The organism is Streptomyces sp. NPDC102490 (assembly GCF_044765285.1).
In the GTDB taxonomy this organism is placed as follows: domain Bacteria; phylum Actinomycetota; class Actinomycetes; order Streptomycetales; family Streptomycetaceae; genus Streptomyces.
The window spans coordinates 699170-715635 of the sequence record NZ_JBIWJU010000001.1; the positions used below are offsets into that span (position 1 = coordinate 699170).

At 73.6% G+C, this 16466-nt stretch carries 17 protein-coding genes; 6 read left to right on the forward strand and 11 right to left on the reverse strand.

Annotation, left to right across the window (positions count from 1 at the left end):
- Window positions 1–79: 79 nt before the first annotated feature.
- The gene (locus ACIRGB_RS03170; RefSeq protein WP_403858106.1) at window positions 80–634 is read left to right on the forward strand and encodes a hypothetical protein; all 555 of its coding nucleotides are present in this window, start codon (window positions 80–82) and stop codon (window positions 632–634) included.
- Between the two features lie 33 nt (window positions 635–667).
- Here ACIRGB_RS03170 and ACIRGB_RS03175 read toward each other — a convergent pair whose 3' ends face one another.
- From ACIRGB_RS03175 to alr, 4 genes are all read right to left on the reverse strand, one after another.
- Window positions 668–868 (reverse strand): hypothetical protein, encoded by a 201-nt coding sequence (locus tag ACIRGB_RS03175; protein WP_403858108.1) that lies wholly within the window; start codon window positions 866–868, stop codon window positions 668–670.
- Window positions 869–1013: 145 nt separating this feature from the next.
- Entirely contained in the window at window positions 1014–1484 is a 471-nt protein-coding gene (gene tsaE / locus ACIRGB_RS03180) for a tRNA (adenosine(37)-N6)-threonylcarbamoyltransferase complex ATPase subunit type 1 TsaE (RefSeq protein WP_403858201.1), read from the reverse strand.
- A 70-nt stretch (window positions 1485–1554) separates the two neighbouring features.
- Complete coding sequence (locus ACIRGB_RS03185; RefSeq protein ID WP_403858110.1) at window positions 1555–2820, reverse strand: alpha/beta fold hydrolase; 1266 nt, start codon at window positions 2818–2820, stop codon at window positions 1555–1557.
- A gap of 102 nt (window positions 2821–2922) precedes the next feature.
- Complete coding sequence (gene alr / locus ACIRGB_RS03190) at window positions 2923–4092, reverse strand: alanine racemase (protein WP_403858112.1); 1170 nt, start codon at window positions 4090–4092, stop codon at window positions 2923–2925.
- A 62-nt stretch (window positions 4093–4154) separates the two neighbouring features.
- Here alr and ACIRGB_RS03195 point away from each other — a divergent pair, with 62 nt between their 5' ends.
- On the forward strand, window positions 4155–4526 hold the full coding sequence (locus ACIRGB_RS03195; RefSeq protein WP_403858114.1) for a holo-ACP synthase: 372 nt from the start codon (window positions 4155–4157) through the stop codon (window positions 4524–4526).
- 120 nt (window positions 4527–4646) lie between these two features.
- Here the strand turns inward: ACIRGB_RS03195 and ACIRGB_RS03200 are convergent, their stop codons facing one another.
- Window positions 4647–5255, reverse strand: a complete 609-nt coding sequence (locus ACIRGB_RS03200; RefSeq protein ID WP_403858116.1) for a helix-turn-helix domain-containing protein — start codon at window positions 5253–5255, stop codon at window positions 4647–4649.
- 79 nt (window positions 5256–5334) lie between these two features.
- Here ACIRGB_RS03200 and ACIRGB_RS03205 point away from each other — a divergent pair, with 79 nt between their 5' ends.
- Both ACIRGB_RS03205 and ACIRGB_RS03210 read left to right on the forward strand, forming a co-directional pair.
- The gene (locus ACIRGB_RS03205; protein WP_403858118.1) at window positions 5335–6810 is read left to right on the forward strand and encodes an NAD(P)H-hydrate dehydratase; all 1476 of its coding nucleotides are present in this window, start codon (window positions 5335–5337) and stop codon (window positions 6808–6810) included.
- 50 nt (window positions 6811–6860) lie between these two features.
- Complete coding sequence (locus ACIRGB_RS03210) at window positions 6861–7328, forward strand: ASCH domain-containing protein (RefSeq protein WP_403858203.1); 468 nt, start codon at window positions 6861–6863, stop codon at window positions 7326–7328.
- A gap of 36 nt (window positions 7329–7364) precedes the next feature.
- On the opposite strand, the gene glmS is transcribed toward ACIRGB_RS03210, so the two are convergent.
- Complete coding sequence (gene glmS / locus ACIRGB_RS03215; RefSeq protein ID WP_403858120.1) at window positions 7365–9215, reverse strand: glutamine--fructose-6-phosphate transaminase (isomerizing); 1851 nt, start codon at window positions 9213–9215, stop codon at window positions 7365–7367.
- 111 nt (window positions 9216–9326) lie between these two features.
- Window positions 9327–10133 (reverse strand): hypothetical protein, encoded by an 807-nt coding sequence (locus ACIRGB_RS03220; protein WP_403858122.1) that lies wholly within the window; start codon window positions 10131–10133, stop codon window positions 9327–9329.
- Window positions 10134–10405: 272 nt separating this feature from the next.
- On the opposite strand from ACIRGB_RS03220, the gene coaA reads away from it, so the two are divergent.
- Complete coding sequence (gene coaA, locus ACIRGB_RS03225; protein WP_398912301.1) at window positions 10406–11395, forward strand: type I pantothenate kinase; 990 nt, start codon at window positions 10406–10408, stop codon at window positions 11393–11395.
- Between the two features lie 32 nt (window positions 11396–11427).
- Entirely contained in the window at window positions 11428–12369 is a 942-nt protein-coding gene (locus ACIRGB_RS03230) for a DUF389 domain-containing protein (RefSeq protein WP_403858124.1), read from the forward strand.
- A gap of 86 nt (window positions 12370–12455) precedes the next feature.
- On the opposite strand, the gene glmM is transcribed toward ACIRGB_RS03230, so the two are convergent.
- The 4 genes from glmM to ACIRGB_RS03250 all read right to left on the reverse strand — a co-directional run bounded on the left by glmM (window position 12456) and on the right by ACIRGB_RS03250 (window position 16451).
- The gene (gene glmM / locus ACIRGB_RS03235; protein ID WP_403858126.1) at window positions 12456–13814 is read right to left on the reverse strand and encodes a phosphoglucosamine mutase; all 1359 of its coding nucleotides are present in this window, start codon (window positions 13812–13814) and stop codon (window positions 12456–12458) included.
- A gap of 224 nt (window positions 13815–14038) precedes the next feature.
- Window positions 14039–14551, reverse strand: coding sequence for a 30S ribosomal protein S9 (gene rpsI / locus ACIRGB_RS03240; RefSeq protein WP_052839842.1), 513 nt, complete (start codon window positions 14549–14551; stop codon window positions 14039–14041).
- A 42-nt stretch (window positions 14552–14593) separates the two neighbouring features.
- Window positions 14594–15037, reverse strand: a complete 444-nt coding sequence (gene rplM / locus ACIRGB_RS03245; RefSeq protein WP_031041507.1) for a 50S ribosomal protein L13 — start codon at window positions 15035–15037, stop codon at window positions 14594–14596.
- 208 nt (window positions 15038–15245) lie between these two features.
- Window positions 15246–16451, reverse strand: coding sequence for a glycosyltransferase family 87 protein (locus ACIRGB_RS03250; protein ID WP_403858129.1), 1206 nt, complete (start codon window positions 16449–16451; stop codon window positions 15246–15248).
- Window positions 16452–16466 lie beyond the last annotated feature (15 nt).

The following is a 16466-nucleotide window of genomic DNA, read 5'->3' on the forward strand; positions in this document are numbered from 1 at the left end:
TCACCCGCTCACGTACTGCTACCGTCGCCCGGAGGTACGGCACGCAGGACGCACGAGTACGACGTCGAGGTGGTCGCCAGTGGCAAGCAGCAGCGCCGGTATCGTCACCGGCCTCACCGCGGCGGCCCTCGTGACCATCGGCGTCCTCGCCCACCAGGCGTCCGTCGGCGCCCCGGACGACCTCGGCCGCACCCGCGCGACCAGCAGCCCCGCCCCGGGCCCCGCCAAGGCGCCGCGCGACCGGCGGCACCCCGACGCCCTGCCCGCGATGTCCGGAAGGGGTGAACGGGTGGTGTACTCGGTGGACGACGACCGCGTGTGGCTGGTCGGCCCCGGTAACAAGGTGCGGCGCACCTTCGAGGTCACGCCCAGCACGGTCGATCCCACCCCGGGCACCTACACGGTCACCTCCCGGTCCAACCGGGTCACCGGGTCCGACGGCATCCCGGTCGAGCACGTGGTGCGCTTCGCCGGCGCCCAGGGCGTGGCCATCGGGTTCAGCGCGGCGGTCGACGGCTCGACGGCCGCGCCCGACCCGGACCGGCCCACCGGCGGCATCCGCACGTCGCGCGCGGACGGCAACGCGGTGTGGACGTTCGCCACGATCGGGCGGCCGGTCGTCGTCGTCCCCTGACGACGCGGGGAGGGCGTGCGGGGCGCGCGGGGGTCAGGCGGCCTCGCGGTGGTCGTGGTGGTCCCGCTGGTCGCGGACCGGTCGGCGCGTCTCGGGCTCGGAGGCGCGCGGCGGCGTGGAGACCGCGGTCGCGGCGGCGCAGGAGGCGAGCAGGTCCCGCATCGACACCCCGGTGGGCGCGGACGGCCGGGGCCTCGGGCGGCCCTGCGGCTGGGCCTGGGACGTGGACGACATGGACGCCTCCTGAAGCTCGGGGGCGGGCGCAGTAAGGCATGCCTAACTACGAGCTGAATACCATGTGACCACGCCCGCGTCCCCGAGCGCAATCTTTTGCCGACGTCCTGTCGGAAATCCCGCGGGAAGGGCCCCGCCGGGCGGCTCAGCCGGCGAGGACGCGCACGTCCGCCGCGGCCCACCGCTCGCCGAGGCCGGTCACCGTCACGTGCCGCACCTCGTCGGTGGTGTCGCCGACGGCCCGGTCGATGCGGACCCGCAGCCGGTCCTCGGTCAGCTCCTCGACCTTGCCCTCGCCCCACTCGACCACGATCACCGAGTCGGACAGGGAGACGTCGAGGTCGAGGTCCTCCATCTCGTCCAGGCCGCCGGACAGCCGGTAGGCGTCCACGTGGACGAGCGGCGGACCGTCGCCGAGCGGCGGGTGCACGCGGGCGATCACGAAGGTCGGGGAGGTCACGGCGCCCCGCACGTCGAGGCCCTCGCCGAGCCCCCGGGTCAGCGTCGTCTTGCCCGCGCCCAGCTCCCCGCTGAGCATCACCAGGTCACCGGCGCGCAGCAGCCCGGCGAGCCTGCGGCCCAGTTCCCGCATCTGCTCGGGCGAGGTGACGGTGATCTCGACGCCGGGGGACGCGACACCGGGGGACGCGACGCCGGAGGACGGGACGGAGGAGGGACCGGAGGGCTCAGCCGGGCCCCGCGCTGCTGCTGGTGCTTCCATAGCCGTCCACGGTAACCGCTGCCGGCACGGCCCCCGCGCGGGTGAGCAGGTCGGCGAGGCGGTCGGTGACCAGCTCGGGGTGTTCCAGCATCACCAGGTGCCCGGCGTCCGGGACGAGCACCAGCTCGGCGTCCGGCAGCAGCCCGGCGATCGCCTCGCTGTGCTCGCTCGGCGTCACCAGGTCCCGCACCCCGGCCAGGACCAGGACCGGGAGGCCGGCGAAGTGGGCGAGGGCCTCGGTCTTGTCGTGGTCGTTGAAGGCCGGGTAGTACTCGGCGACGACGTCGATCGGCGTCGACTCGATCATCCGCTCGGCGAACCGGGCCACGGCCGGGTCCACGTCCCGGGACGCGAACGAGTACCGCTTGATGATCCCGGCGAACAGGTCCGCCGTCGCCCGCCGTCCCCGCTCCACCAGCTCGGCCCGCTGCCCCAGCGCCTTGAGCACGCCCGGCAGCACCCGCCGCACCGCGTTGACGCCGGCCACCGGAAGCCCGAAGTTGACCTCGCCGAGCCGCCCGGACGACGTACCGACCAGGGCGACGGCGACGACGCGCTCGCGGATCAGGTCGGGGAAGGCGTCGGCCAGCGCCATCACGGTCATGCCGCCCATGGAGTGCCCGACCAGCACGATCGGGCCCTCGGGTGCGGCCGCGTCGATGACGGCCTTGAGGTCGCGGCCCAGTTCCTCGATGCTGACCGGCCGGTCGTCCCGCGTCTGGGCCACGCCCCGCCCGGACCGGCCGTGGCTGCGCTGGTCCCAGTAGACGGTGCGGACGACTCCCCTGAGGGCCGCGCGCTGGAAGTGCCAGGAGTCCTGGTTGAGGCAGTAGCCGTGGCTGAAGACGACGGTGACGGGCGCGGGTGCCTTGCGGCCGAACAGCCGCCTGCGGCGCGGGGCGCGGTCGGTCTCGGCCTCCGGGTCGGGGTCGGGGTCGTCGACCTCGTAGTACAGCTCGGTGCCGTCCTCGGCGTACGCCCTGCCGGGGGTGCCGCGCAGTCCGCCGTACGGGCCCGTCGAGTCGAGGGCGAGGCGGGCCTTGCGGCGCATCCCGCGGCCGACGGTGAGCCGTTCTATCGCCACGCCGGCCGCGGCGCCCGCCGCGACCACGCCGAGCGCGACCCCGGCGATGCCGGTCGCCCGGCGCCAGCCGCCGGCGGCGGCCTCGGTGGCGGCCTCCGTGGCGGAGGCGACGGCCGCCGCGACGGCCTCCCCGCTGCTCTCGCTCACGTCACCGCTCCTCTTCACCGGGTTCGCCGGGTTCACCGGGCCGCTGTGCGCCTACCCGCTGCCGGTCGCTGTTTCACCTGGACGCGCGTCGCCGCGGACCGGTCACTCGTTGACGTAGACGCGCGGGACGCGGCTTCCGATCCGGGTGACGATCTCGTACCCGATGGTGCCCGCCGCCTGGGCCCAGTCCTCGGCGGTGGGTTCGCCGCGGTCGCCGGGCCCGAACAGCACCGCCTCGGCGCCCGGCTCGGGCCGGTCCCCACCCAGGTCGACGACGAACTGGTCCATCGCGATCCGCCCCGCCACCGTGCGCCACTTGCCGTCGACCAGGACGGGGCCGGTGGAGGAGGCGTGGCGCGGGACGCCGTCCGCGTAGCCGAGCGGGACGAGGCCGAGGGTGGTTTCGCCGGGGGTGGTGTAGTGGTGCCCGTAGCTGACGCCGTGGTCGCCGGGGACCTGCTTGACCAGGGCCAGCGAGGCGGCCAGCGTCATCACGGGGCGCAGTCCGAAGTCGGCCGGGGTGCCGATCTCGGGGCTGGGCGAGACGCCGTACATCGCGATGCCGGGCCGTACGAGGTCGAAGTGGGCGTCGGGGAGGGTGAGGGTGGCCGGCGAGTTGGCGATGTGCCGCACCTCGGGGCGCAGGCCCTGTCCTTCGGCGTACGCCGTCATCTCCCGGAAGCGGGTGAGCTGCGCGGCGATGGAGGGGTGGCCGGGCTCGTCGGCGCAGGCGAAGTGGGACCAGAGCCCGGTGACGCGCAGCAGCCCCTCCCCCTCGGCGCGCAGCGCGGCCGCGACCAGTTCCTCCCAGTCCGCGCCGGGCTGGCAGCCGCCCCGGCCGAGCCCGGTGTCGGCCTTGAGCTGCACGCGCGCGGGCACCCCGGCCGCGCGGGCCGCCCCGACGACCTCGTCCATGGCCCACATTCCGCTGACGGACACGTCGAGACGGGCCTCGACAGCCTCCCGCCAGGGTCCGCCGGGCGTCCACAGCCAGCACATGACGCGTACGTCGTCCGGCAGTCCGGCCTCCGCCGCCCGCAGGGCGAGGGCCTCCTGCGGGGTGGCGGTGCCGAGCCAGGTCGCGCCCGCCTCGACGGCGGCGCGGGCGCAGGGGACGGCGCCGTGGCCGTAGGCGTCCGCCTTGACGACGGCCATGAGGGCCGCGCCGGGGGCCCGTTCGCGCAGGGCGCGGACGTTGGCCCGCAGGGCGGCCAGGTCGATCTCGGCCCGGGCGCGCAGTACCGCGTCCCGCCGAGCAGCTGTCTCACTCATCGTGCCCCCAGTCTCTCAGAGCACCCGGCCGCCCCTGCCCCGCAGTGGTTAGGGTGCCGGGCATGAGCATCATCGGGGTCGGGATCGACGTGGCCGAGGTCGAGCGGTTCGGGGCGTCGCTGGAGCGCACACCGGCCCTGGCGGGGCGGCTCTTCCGGGACAGCGAGTTGCTGCTGCCCGGCGGCGGGCGCCGGGGCGTCGCCTCGCTCGCCGCCCGCTTCGCGGCGAAGGAGGCGCTGGCCAAGGCGCTGGGCGCTCCGGCGGGGCTGCTGTGGACGGACGCCGAGGTGTACGTCGAGGACAGCGGTCAGCCGCGGCTGCGGGTCACGGGAACGGTGGCGGCGCGGGCGGCGGAACTGGGCGTGGCGTCCTGGCACGTCTCCCTGAGCCACGACGCGGGAATCGCCTCGGCGGTGGTGATCGCGGAGGGCTAGGACCGGTCCGACCGGGACCAGGCCGCAAGAAAAGACACGGCGCCTTGTCGCCGTCCGCAGGGCCCCGCGCCCGCGGCGCGAACCGGCGTACGGTCTCCGGGGCCGGTGGCCGCGGGGCGGTCAGTCGGGGGTTGGGCGGACTCGGATGTGCATGCGTTCGCCCTGTGCGCCGTACAGGGCGAGCCACTCGACGGGCTGGTCCCCGGCGTTGGCGATGCCGTGCGGGACGCGGGTGTCGAACTCCGCCGTCTCCCCCGCCGTCAGGACCAGGTCGTGCTCGCCGAGGGCGAGGAGCAGGCGGCCGGAGAGGACGTAGAGCCACTCGTGGCCCTCGTGCGACCCCTGTTCGGGCCGGGGCGTCCACTCGGTCCGCGGGGTGGCCGGGGCGGGGAGGATCTGCTTGTAGGCGTGCAGGCCGTCGTTCGGGTTCCGGGTGAGCGGGACCCACGTCTGTCCGTGCCGGGTGAAGGGCCGGGGATGGACGCGGGGGTCGCCGGTGCGCGAGCCGACGAGTTCGTCCAGGGGCAGCCGGTGCGCCCGGGCCAGCGGCAGCAGGTGCCGCAGTCCCGGCTCGCGCTGCCCCGACTCCAGCCGGGACAGGGTGCTCACGGAGACGCCGGTGACGGCGGCGAGCTGGGCCAGCGTCAGCCCGCGGGCCTGCCGGATGGCGCGTAGCCGGGCCCCGAGCGAGGTCATCACCTGTGCCGTCTCGTCGTCACCGCCGCTCATGGGTCCACTGTCCCCCATCGCGGATTCCGGCGAGCGGCGGGCCGTGCGTGTTCCGGGCGTACGGGGAAGACTCGACGGCATGCGGACTGCGTACAGCGTGGAAACGGTCAGGAACGCCGAACGGGAGCTGATGGCCCGGCTGCCGGAGGGGGCGCTGATGCAACGGGCCGCCGCCGGGCTGGCCGCCGCCTGCGCCCAGGTGCTGGCGCGGGTGGCCGGGCGGGTCTACGGCAGCCGGGTGGTGCTGCTGGTCGGCAGTGGCGACAACGGCGGCGACGCCCTGTACGCGGGCGCGCGGCTGGCCCGGCGGGGCGCGGGCGTGACGGCGGTGCTGCTCGCGCCGGACCGGGCGCACGGCGGCGGCCTGGCGGCGCTGACCCGGGCCGGTGGGCGGGTCGCGGCGGGCGGGGCCTCCGGTGCCGCCGGGGAGGCGATCGCGCGGGCCGACCTGGTGCTGGACGGCATCGTCGGGATCGGCGGCAAGGGCGGCCTGCGGGAGGCGGCGGTGCCGCTGGCGGACGCGGCCGCGCGGTCCCGGGCCGCCGTCGTCGCCGTCGATCTGCCGAGCGGGGTCGACGCGGACACGGGTCAGGTGCGGGGGGACGCGGTCCGCGCCGACCTGACGGTGACGTTCGGGACGCACAAGCCGGGGCTGCTGATCGATCCGGCGCGGGAGTACGCGGGTGCGGTGCGGCTGGTGGACATCGGCCTGCCGCTGCCCGCCGAGGCGGCCGAGCTGGAGGCGTTGCAGCACGCGGACGTGGCCCGCCTGCTGCCGGTTCCGGCGGCCGAGAGCGACAAGTACCGGCGCGGGGTCGTGGGCATCGCCGCCGGCTCGGCCCGCTACCCGGGCGCGGCCGTGCTCGCCGTCGCGGGCGCGCTGCGGGGCGGGGCCGGGGCGGTGCGGTACGTCGGCCCGGCCGGGGACGCGGTGATCGCCCGCTTCCCGGAGACGCTCGTGTCCGACCGGGGGCCGAAGCGGGCGGGGCGGGTGCAGGCGTGGGTGGTCGGGCCGGGCGCCGGTGACGACGCGGCGACGGTGGCCCAGGTGCTGGCGGCGGAGGTGCCGGTGCTGATCGACGCGGACGGCCTGCGGCTGGCCGACGCCGACGCGGTACGGGCACGCAGCGCACCGACGCTGATGACCCCGCACGCCGGGGAGGCGGCGGCGCTGCTCGGGGTGGGCCGGGAGGAGGTCGAGGAGTCCCGGCTGGCCTCGGTGCGCGAGCTGGCGGCGCGGTACGGGGCGACGGTGCTGCTGAAGGGCTCGACGACCCTGGTGGCCAGTGCGAAGGGCGGCCCGGTCCGGGTCAACGCGACGGGGACCTCGTGGCTCGCCACGGCCGGCAGCGGGGACGTGCTGTCCGGCCTGGCGGGGTCGCTGCTCGCGGCGGGCCTGTCGGCGCTGGACGCGGGGAGCGCGGGCGCGTACCTGCACGGCCTGGCGGGCCGCTTCGCGACCGAGGGGGCGCCGGCTGGGGCGCACGACGTGGCCGAGGCGATCCCGCGGGCCTGGCGGGATGTGCACGGGGGGCCGGGGACGCGGGGGGACTGAACCGGGGGGCCGGGCGCGGGCCTCCCCCGTACGGTGACCCCATGACCCCCATGACACCCGAACCGGACCCGCCCCCGCCCCTCTCGGACCTCGACTCGCTCCCCAAGGCCGAGTTCGGCTTCCCCGGACCCCTGCGCGACCGGCTCGTCGCGGCCATCCTCGACGGCTCGAAGACCGCCACGACCGGCCTGGTCGCCGACTACGCGCACGAGGGCGAGCCGCTGCCGCGGGCCGGGCGCCGCGAGGTGCTCGTCGACTCGCGCGAACTCCCCGTCGCCGTCATCGAGGTGACGGAGGTGCGCGTCGTGCCGCTCGCCGACGTGGACCTCGCCCACGCGGTCGACGAGGGCGAGGGGTACACGAGCGTGGCCGAGTGGCGGGCCGGCCACGAGCGGTTCTGGCACGGCGAGGAGATGCGCGCGGCGCTGGACGACCCGGAGTTCACGGTCGACGACACGACACCGGCGGTCCTGGAACGCTTCCGGGTCGTCACCGTGCTGCCCGCCACCGGCCGCTGAGGAACCGTCGGGCCGACCGCTGAGGAACCGTCGGACCTACTCCACCGTCACCGACTTGGCCAGGTTCCGCGGCTGGTCCACCTCGTTGCCGCGGGCCGTCGCCAGTTCGCACGCGAAGACCTGCAACGGCACCGTGGTCACCAGGGGTTGCAGCAGGGTCGGGGTGGCCGGGACCCGGACGAGGTGGTCGGCGTAGGGGACGACCGCCTCGTCGCCCTCCTCGGCGATGACGATGGTGCGGGCGCCGCGGGCGCGGATCTCCTGGATGTTGGACACGATCTTGTCGTGCAGGATCGACCGGCCGCGCGGGGACGGCACCACGACCACGACCGGCAGGTCCTCCTCGATCAGCGCGATCGGCCCGTGCTTCAGCTCGCCCGCCGCGAAGCCCTCGGCGTGCATGTACGCCAACTCCTTGAGCTTGAGGGCGCCTTCGAGGGCGACGGGGTGGCCGACGTGCCGGCCCAGGAAGAGCACCGTCTTCTTGTGGGCGAGGGAGCGGGCCAGTTCCCGCACGGGGTCCATGGTCCCCAGGACCCGTTCGACCGCGTCGGAGATGCCGGACAGGTCGCGGACGACGTCGCCGATCTCGTCGCCGTACTGCGTGCCGCGCACCTGGCCCAGGTAGAGGGCGACCAGGTAGCAGGCGACGAGCTGGGTGAGGAAGGCCTTGGTGGAGGCGACGGCGACCTCGGGGCCCGCGTGCGTGTAGAGCACGGCGTCGGACTCGCGGGGGATCGTGGAGCCGTTGGTGTTGCAGATGGCGAGGACCCGGGCGCCCTGTTCGCGGGCGTGGCGCAGGGCCATGAGGGTGTCCATGGTCTCGCCGGACTGGGAGATCGCGACGACCAGGGTCTGCTGGTCGAGGATCGGGTCGCGGTAGCGGAACTCGCTGGCCAGCTCCACCTCGCAGGGGATCCGCGTCCAGTGCTCGATGGCGTACTTGGCGATCAGTCCGGCGTGGAAGGCCGTACCGCAGGCGACGACGACGACCTTGTCGACCTCCCGGAGCACCCCGGCGGGGATGCGCACCTCGTCCAGGCTCAGCGTGCCGGAGCCGTCGACGCGGCCGAGGAGGGTGTCGGCGACGGCCTTCGGCTGCTCGGCGATCTCCTTGAGCATGAAGGAGGCGTAGCCGGCCTTCTCGGCGGCCGAGGCGTCCCAGTCGACGTGGTAGGAGCGGACGTCGGCCGGGGTGCCGTCGAAGGCGGTGACGCTGACGCCCTCGTCCCGGCGCAGCTCGACGACCTGGTCCTGGCCCAGTTCGACGGCGTCCCGGGTGTGGGCGATGAAGGCCGCGACGTCCGAGGCGAGGAAGTACTCGCCCTCCCCCACGCCCACCACGAGCGGCGAGTTGCGGCGCGCGCCCACCACCACGTCCGGCGCGTCCGCGTGCACCGCGACCAGCGTGAACGCGCCCTCCAGCCGCCGGCACACCAGCCGCATCGCCTCGGCGAGGTCGGCGCAGGCCGAGTACTCCTCGGCGAGCAGGTGGGCGACGACCTCGGTGTCGGTCTCCGAACCCAAGGTGTGGCCGCGCTCGGTCAACTCGGCCCGCAGCGGCGCGAAGTTCTCGATGATGCCGTTGTGGACCACGGCCACCCGGCCCGCGTTGTCGAGGTGCGGGTGGGCGTTGGCGTCGGTGGGTCCGCCGTGGGTGGCCCAGCGGGTGTGGCCGATGCCGGTGGCGGCGGACGGCAGCGGGTGTTCGGACAGTTCCTTGTCGAGGTTGACGAGCTTGCCGGCCCGCTTGGCGGTGGCGAGGCCGCCGTCGGCGAGCACGGCGACGCCCGCCGAGTCGTATCCCCGGTATTCGAGCCGCTTGAGTCCGGCCATCACGACGTCGAGTGCCGACTGAGGCCCTACGTATCCCACGATTCCGCACATAGGCGGCAGCCTACGAGCAAGATCGGTGGTGAAGCGATCCCGAAGCGGCCGTTCTGTGCCCGAAATCGGAAATTCCCACGGGGGTACGCACGCCGTCCGGGGCTCCCGGCGTCAGCCGAGCTTGGCGACCTGCGCGTCGACGACCTCGGCGGGGACCTCGAAGGCGGCGCCGGTCATCATCGAGGAGAGGTTGACGGCGCTGAAGGTGGCGAGGGTGGCGCCCTTACGGACCACGACGAGCTTCATGAGCCCGGCGGTGTCCTTGCCGACGTCGACGCCGAGGTCGACGGCGACCGCCTCGTCCCCGCCCTCGGGGGCGGTGGCCGTGCCGACCTTCGTGATCTTCAGCTTGTCCTCGCCCGAGGTCGCGAGGAAGCCGCCGGCGCACTTCCCGGCCGCCGTGCTCAGCCCCTTCAGCGCCTGCTCGGCACCGCCGTCCGGGTAGGAGGCGAGGTTCAGCATGATCTTGTCGACGCTGACGTCGATCATGTCCTGGCCGTCCGGGCCCTTGCTCTCGGAGGGCGCCTCCGTCTGCCCCTGCCAGGAGCGCTTCACGCTCGCCGCCGGCTCGCCCTGGGCCACCCCGGCCTGGGCGAGGGCGAGCGGCAGGCACGCCTCGTCGTCGGTCGAGACCTGGTCCTTCGCCACGTCGTCCTTGGCCGGGACCTTGGTGGTGACCTCGCCGTTCTTGACGTCGGCCTGGGCGAGGGCGACCTTCTCCAGGTCCGCGGCGGTCAGCGCCTTGCCCGCCGGGGCGGACGCGTCGGAGCCGCCCGCCTGGGCGGACTGCTCCGCCGTGGCCTTGTCGTCACCGGCCGCGCCGTCGTCGTCGGACGACCCGCCGCAGGCGGTGACGAGCAGGGCGAGGGCGGCGGCGGAGGCCGCGAGGGCGGTACGGCGGACAGCGGTCGAACTCACGTCGGCACTCTTTCGTCGGGGTGCGGGTGGACCCAAGGGGTCAGTGGACCCAGAGGGTCAGTGGACCCAAAAGGGTCGGGCAATGTCGGATTGCGCCGGATTCTGTCGACTCAGGTCGCCACAGAGGTTCGAATCCGGTCGACTTTGCCCGCACGATACCTACGGCAATCGCACGTACGATCGAAACCGGCCATCCGAGACCGGACCGTGATCTCTCCCGGGCGTGACGCACCCCACCTGCCGCCCCGTTCGTACTCCGTTAACAATGGACTGTGATCTCTCCGGTCCCCTCGATCCCCCGGAGCGCCCACCGGCATCGGCCGGAGGCGACTCCCTACGTCGACCTCACCCGCTCCGAGTGGAGCGCGCTGCGCGACAAGACGCCGCAGCCGCTGACCGCCGAGGAGGTCGAGAAGCTGCGCGGCCTCGGCGACGTCATCGACCTCGACGAGGTGCGGGACATCTACCTCCCGCTGTCCCGGCTCCTCAACCTCTACGTCGGCGCCACCGACGGCCTGCGCGGCGCGCTGAACACCTTCCTCGGCGAGCAGGGCTCCCAGTCCGGCACCCCCTTCGTCATAGGGGTCGCCGGTTCGGTCGCGGTCGGCAAGTCCACCGTCGCCCGCCTGCTCCAGGCGCTGCTGTCCCGCTGGCCCGAGCACCCGCGCGTGGAGCTGGTCACCACCGACGGCTTCCTGCTGCCGACGCGGGAGCTGGAGGCACGCGGTCTGATGTCGCGGAAGGGTTTTCCCGAGTCGTACGACCGCCGGGCGCTGACCCGGTTCGTCGCCGACATCAAGGCGGGCAAGGCGGAGGTGACCGCCCCGGTCTACTCCCACCTGATCTACGACATCGTCCCGGACCAGCGGCTCGTGGTCCGCCGCCCCGACATCCTGATCGTCGAGGGCCTGAACGTGCTCCAGCCCGCGCTGCCCGGCAAGGACGGCCGCACCCGGGTCGGACTCGCCGACTACTTCGACTTCAGCGTGTACGTCGACGCGCGCACCGAGGACATCGAGCGCTGGTACCTCAACCGCTTCCGCAAGCTGCGCGCGACCGCCTTCCAGAACCCGTCCTCGTACTTCCGCAAGTACACGCAGGTGTCGGAGGAGGAGGCCCTCGACTACGCCCGCACCACCTGGCGCACCATCAACAAGCCCAACCTGGTGGAGAACGTGGCCCCCACCCGGGGCCGGGCCACCCTGGTGCTGCGCAAGGGCCCCGACCACAAGGTGCAGCGCCTGAGCCTGCGGAAGTTGTGACGACGACCGCCCGCTGCCTGTAGAAATACCGGATGCTGCATCTGCGTCTGATCACCCCGGCCGACCGGACCGAGGAGGTGGTCCGGCTGATCGACCGAACGGTCGGCACCACCCACCTCGTCGTCCTGCCCGGCGCCGCCCGCGAACCGGAGGGCGACGTCGTCATGTGCGACGTGGCCCGCGAAGCGGCCGACGAGATCATCAGCCGGCTCCGGGCGCTGGGCATCGACGAGTGCGGCGCCATCACCGCCGAGAACATCGACCTGTCGCTGTCCACGCGCGCCGACAAGGCGGAGCGGGACGCCCCCGGCGAGCCCGCGGACGCCGTGCTGTGGGAACAGCTGGAGGAGGCGACCCACGAGGAGTCGACGCTCTCCATCACCTACGTCACCTTCATCACGCTCGCCACGATGATCGCGGCCTGCGGTGTCGTCCTCGACAACGCGATCCTGATCGTGGGCGCGATGGCGGTCGGCCCGGAGTTCGGCCCGCTGGCCGGCATCTGCACCGCCATCGTCCAGCGGGCCCCGCGCCTGGCCCTGCGCTCGGCGATCGCCCTGCTGGTGGGCTTCGCCGTGGCGATGGCGGCGACGGTGGGCTTCAGCTGGATCATGACCGCGTTCGACCTGTTCAGCGAGGGCAAGCTGGAGGGCGACCGCCCCAACACCGGCTTCGTCTACGCCCCCGACGCCTTCTCGTTCGTGGTGGCGATCCTGGCCGGCATCGCGGGCACGCTGTCCCTCACCTCGGCCAAGTCCGGCGCCCTGGTGGGCGTCGCCATCTCGGTCACCACCGTCCCGGCGGCCGCGAACGCCGCCGTCGCCCTGAGCTTCGGCGACACCAACCAGACGGTGGGCTCCACCGAGCAGCTCCTGCTCAACCTGGCAGGCATCGTGGTAGCCGGAACCCTGACCCTGCTGGCCCAGAAGGCACTCTGGTCCACCCAACGAGGCCGGATGAGCAAGCCAACCTAGGGGCGCGGGGAACTGCGCGACCAGCCACGACGAAACCCGCACCCCGCATCGCACAGCACACCCCACCCCGAACCCGGCGCAGAGAACTACCCCAGCGCGGACTTCACCACATCCGCCAACCGCCCCGCCACAGCCCGAGCCTGCTCGATGTCGGCCGCCTCCACCATCACCCGCACGAGCGGCTCGGTCCCGGAGGAACGCAACAGCACCCGCCCGGTGCTCCCCAGCTCCCGCTCCGCCTCGGACACCGCCGCGGCCAGCTCGGCAGAGGTGCTCACCCGCGACTTGTCCACGTCCGGCACGTTCACCAGCACCTGCGGCAGCCGCTCCATCACGGACGCGAGGTCCCGCAGCGTACGGCCGGTCTGCGCGACCCGCGCCGCCAGCATCAGGCCGGTCAGCGTGCCGTCACCCGTCGTGGCGTGGTCGAGGATGATGACGTGCCCGGACTGCTCGCCGCCGAGGGCGTAGCCGTGCTCCTTCATCGCCTCCAGCACGTACCGGTCGCCGACCCCGGTCTGCACGAACTGGATGCCCTCGCGCTCCATGGCCAGCTTGAAGCCCAGGTTGGACATGACCGTGGCGACGACGGTGTCCGAGCGCAGCGCCTCCCGCTCCCGCATCGCGAGCGCGAGCACGGCGAGGATCTGGTCGCCGTCGACCTCCGCACCGGTGTGGTCCACGGCCAGGCAGCGGTCGGCGTCGCCGTCGTGGGCGATGCCGAGGTCGGCGCCGTGCTCGACGACGGCGGCCTTGAGCAGGTCGAGGTGGGTGGAGCCGCAGCCGTCGTTGATGTTGAGGCCGTCGGGCACCGCGCCGATGGTGACCAGTTCGGCACCGGCCCGCGCGAAGGCCTCTGGGGAGACCCGGGAGGCCGCGCCGTGCGCCTCGTCGAGGACGATCTTCAGTCCGTCGAGGCGGTTGGGCAGCACGCCGACGAGGTGGGCGACGTACTGGTCGAGCCCCTGGTCGTAGTCCCGGACGCGGCCGACACCGGCGCCCGTCGGGCGGTCCCAGGGGGCGCCGGTGCGGTGCTCGGCGTAGACGGACTCGATGCGGTCCTCCAGCTCGTCGGCGAGCTTGTGGCCGCCGCGGGCGAAGAACTTGATGCCGTTGTCGGGCATGGCGTTGTGGCTGGCGGACAGCATCACGCCGAGGTCGGCGCCGAGCGCGCCGGTGAGGTGGGCCACCGCGGGCGTCGGCAGCACGCCGACCCGCAGCACGTCCACGCCGGCGCTGGCCAGGCCCGCGACCACGGCGGCCTCCAGGAACTCCCCGGAGGCGCGGGGGTCGCGGCCGACCACCGCGGTCGCCCGGTGCCCGGCGAAGGTGCCCGCCTCGGCCAGTACGTGCGCCGCGGCGACGGAGAGGCCCAGCGCCAGCTCGGCCGTCAGATCCGCGTTGGCGACGCCGCGCACGCCGTCCGTGCCGAAGAGTCGTCCCACTTGTCCTCCTGAGGAAACGTCAGTTCCGGAGCGGCTGCCGATGAGTGCGGCCCGCGCAGTCGGCTCCCGAACGCCCGGGCGTACAGCGCCCGACCAACGATCACATAAGCCTTAGAACGTCTTGTGCCGTTATACGCCCAACGGCGGGGATAAACGAACGCCCCGGCAGCACAGTGGCGTGCCGCCGGGGCGTTCGGAGTACAGCCGGTACCAGCCGGTACGACTTAGCGCTTGCTGTACTGCGGAGCCTTGCGGGCCTTCTTCAGACCGGCCTTCTTCCGCTCGACCGCGCGGTCGTCGCGGCGCAGGAAGCCGGCCTTCTTGAGCGCGCCGCGGTTGTTGTCCACGTCGGCCTCGTTCAGGGCGCGGGCGACACCGAGACGGAGCGCGCCGGCCTGGCCGGAGACGCCGCCACCCGCGATGCGGGCGATGATGTCGTAACGGCCCTCGAGCTCGAGCACCTTGAAGGGCTCGTTGACTTCCTGCTGGTGCACCTTGTTCGGGAAGTAGTCCTCAAGGGTGCGGCCGTTGATCTTCCACTTGCCGGTGCCCGGGACGATCCGGACACGGGCGATGGCGTTCTTGCGACGGCCCAGGCCGGCGGCCGGCTGGGGCTCGCCGAAGGCGGAGGCCATGGACTCCGAGGTGTACTCGCCCTCGACGGGGACCTCGGACTCGGTGGTGTAGCTGTCGATGTCGATCTCTTCGAGCGGCTGCTCGGCAGTGGTCTCGGCCACGATGCTCCTCAGATTCTCTTCAGTCTTAGGGGGTGGCCGGACTTACTGCGCGACCTGGGTGATCTCGAACGGCTGCGGCTGCTGCGCGCCGTGCGGGTGCTGGTCACCCTTGTAGACCTTCAGCTTCGAGAGCATCTGACGGCCCAGGGAGTTCTTCGGGAGCATGCCCTTGACGGCCTTCTCGATGGCCTTCTCCGGGTTCTTGTCCAGGAGCTCGTCGTAGCGCACCGAGCGCAGACCGCCCGGGTAGCCGGAGTGGCGGTACGCCATCTTCTGGGTCCGCTTGTTGCCGGAGAGGTGCACCTTGTCGGCGTTGATGATGATGACGAAGTCACCGGTGTCGACGTGGGGCGCGTAGATCGGCTTGTGCTTGCCGCGCAGAATGGAGGCCGTGGTGGAGGCCAGACGCCCCAGGACGACGTCCTGAGCGTCGATGACGTGCCACTGGCGCGTCACATCGCCGGGCTTGGGGCTGTACGTACGCACGGTTCGTAGCCTTCGCTTCTTCAGTGAGTGGTCCTGACATTGGTCACCGAAGACGATCACGACAGCCTTGACCGCACCGCGGTGACGCATACCGCGTGCAGGTCGCTGGTCATCGGTCCCGGTGGACCGGTGTAAGGGCCCCTCACGTGAGAATGAGCAAGCCAATACACATACGACTGTGCAGAATACCCGGGCCCCCGCGGCCGGGTCAAAACGGGGCCGCGGGAGCACGCTCCGGCTCCGGTGCCCGCCCCTGGGGCACCCGGTCGGCGGCGCCCGTCGGACCGGTCCTGGCCTGCCGGGCGACCGCCACCGCCAGCACGCACAGCGTGAACGCGTCCCGGAAGGCCCGCCGCCGCTCCCCCTCCAGCCAGGGCCAGGTCAGGCCGGGCGCCTGGGGCACCAGGGCGATCCAGAACCACACCCCGCGGGCCACCGATCCGGCGTACGGCAGCCCGGCGAGCAGCAGCGGCAGCGCGACCAGGAGGTAGTGGTCGTAGGACGGCCGGGAGACGAGGAACGCCGAGAGCATCAGCCCCGCGCCGGTCTCCGCGAGCCGCAGTGGGCCCGGGTCGGCGCGGCGCCAGCGCCGGTACGCGCAGAGCACCCCGGCGCAGGCGGCCGCCACCGCGAGTCCCTGCGCGAGCGCCGGCGGCACCCCGAGCCGGGGCAGCACGGCCGCCGGGGAGGCTTCGTAGAGCCGTACGAAGCCGTCGTCGCCGTGCAGCAGGAAGGGCAGGGTGCGGGTGAAGAAGCCCGCCGGGTCGGGCATCGCCAGGGCCGCCGCGGCGGAGGCCAGCGCGGGCACCAGGACGGCCGCGGCCAGCGCCCGCCACCGCCCGGCAAAGACGAAGAGCAGGACGACCGGCGCGAGCAGCGGCTTGAGCGCCACGGCCGCCCCGATGACGACCCCCGCCCCCGTCCAGCGCCCCCGGCTCGCCAGCAGCAGGGCCAGCGGCAGCGCCACCGTCGCCGTCACCGTCCAGTTGCCGAGCCGCACCAGGTGCCCGAACGGCGCGAAGCCCAGCGCGAGCCCGGTCAGCCCGAGCACCGCGAGCCGGCTGCCCAGCGGCACCCGGTGCAGCCGCAGCGCGCAGGCCCAGGCCAGGGCCAGCAGGGCCGTCACCGCGCACGGCACCAGCACCCGCAGCACCGCCCCGGGCAGCAGCGCCTGCGGGACGGCGGCCAGGACGGCGCTCGGCAGATAGAGGAAGTGCGGGTCGTCGTAGGGGGAGCCGCCGGCCAGCCAGGTGCGGGCGGCCCGCACCACGATCGCGTTGTCCATCCCGCCGTCCGGGGTCGTCCGCGCCGCGTGCGCGGCGGACGCCGCCAGCACCGTCACGAGCACCGCCCACGGATATCCGCCCGCCGGCCGCACCAACCACCCGGAGATGTCGCTTTTGCCCGTCCGCATGAACGGAACGCTAGG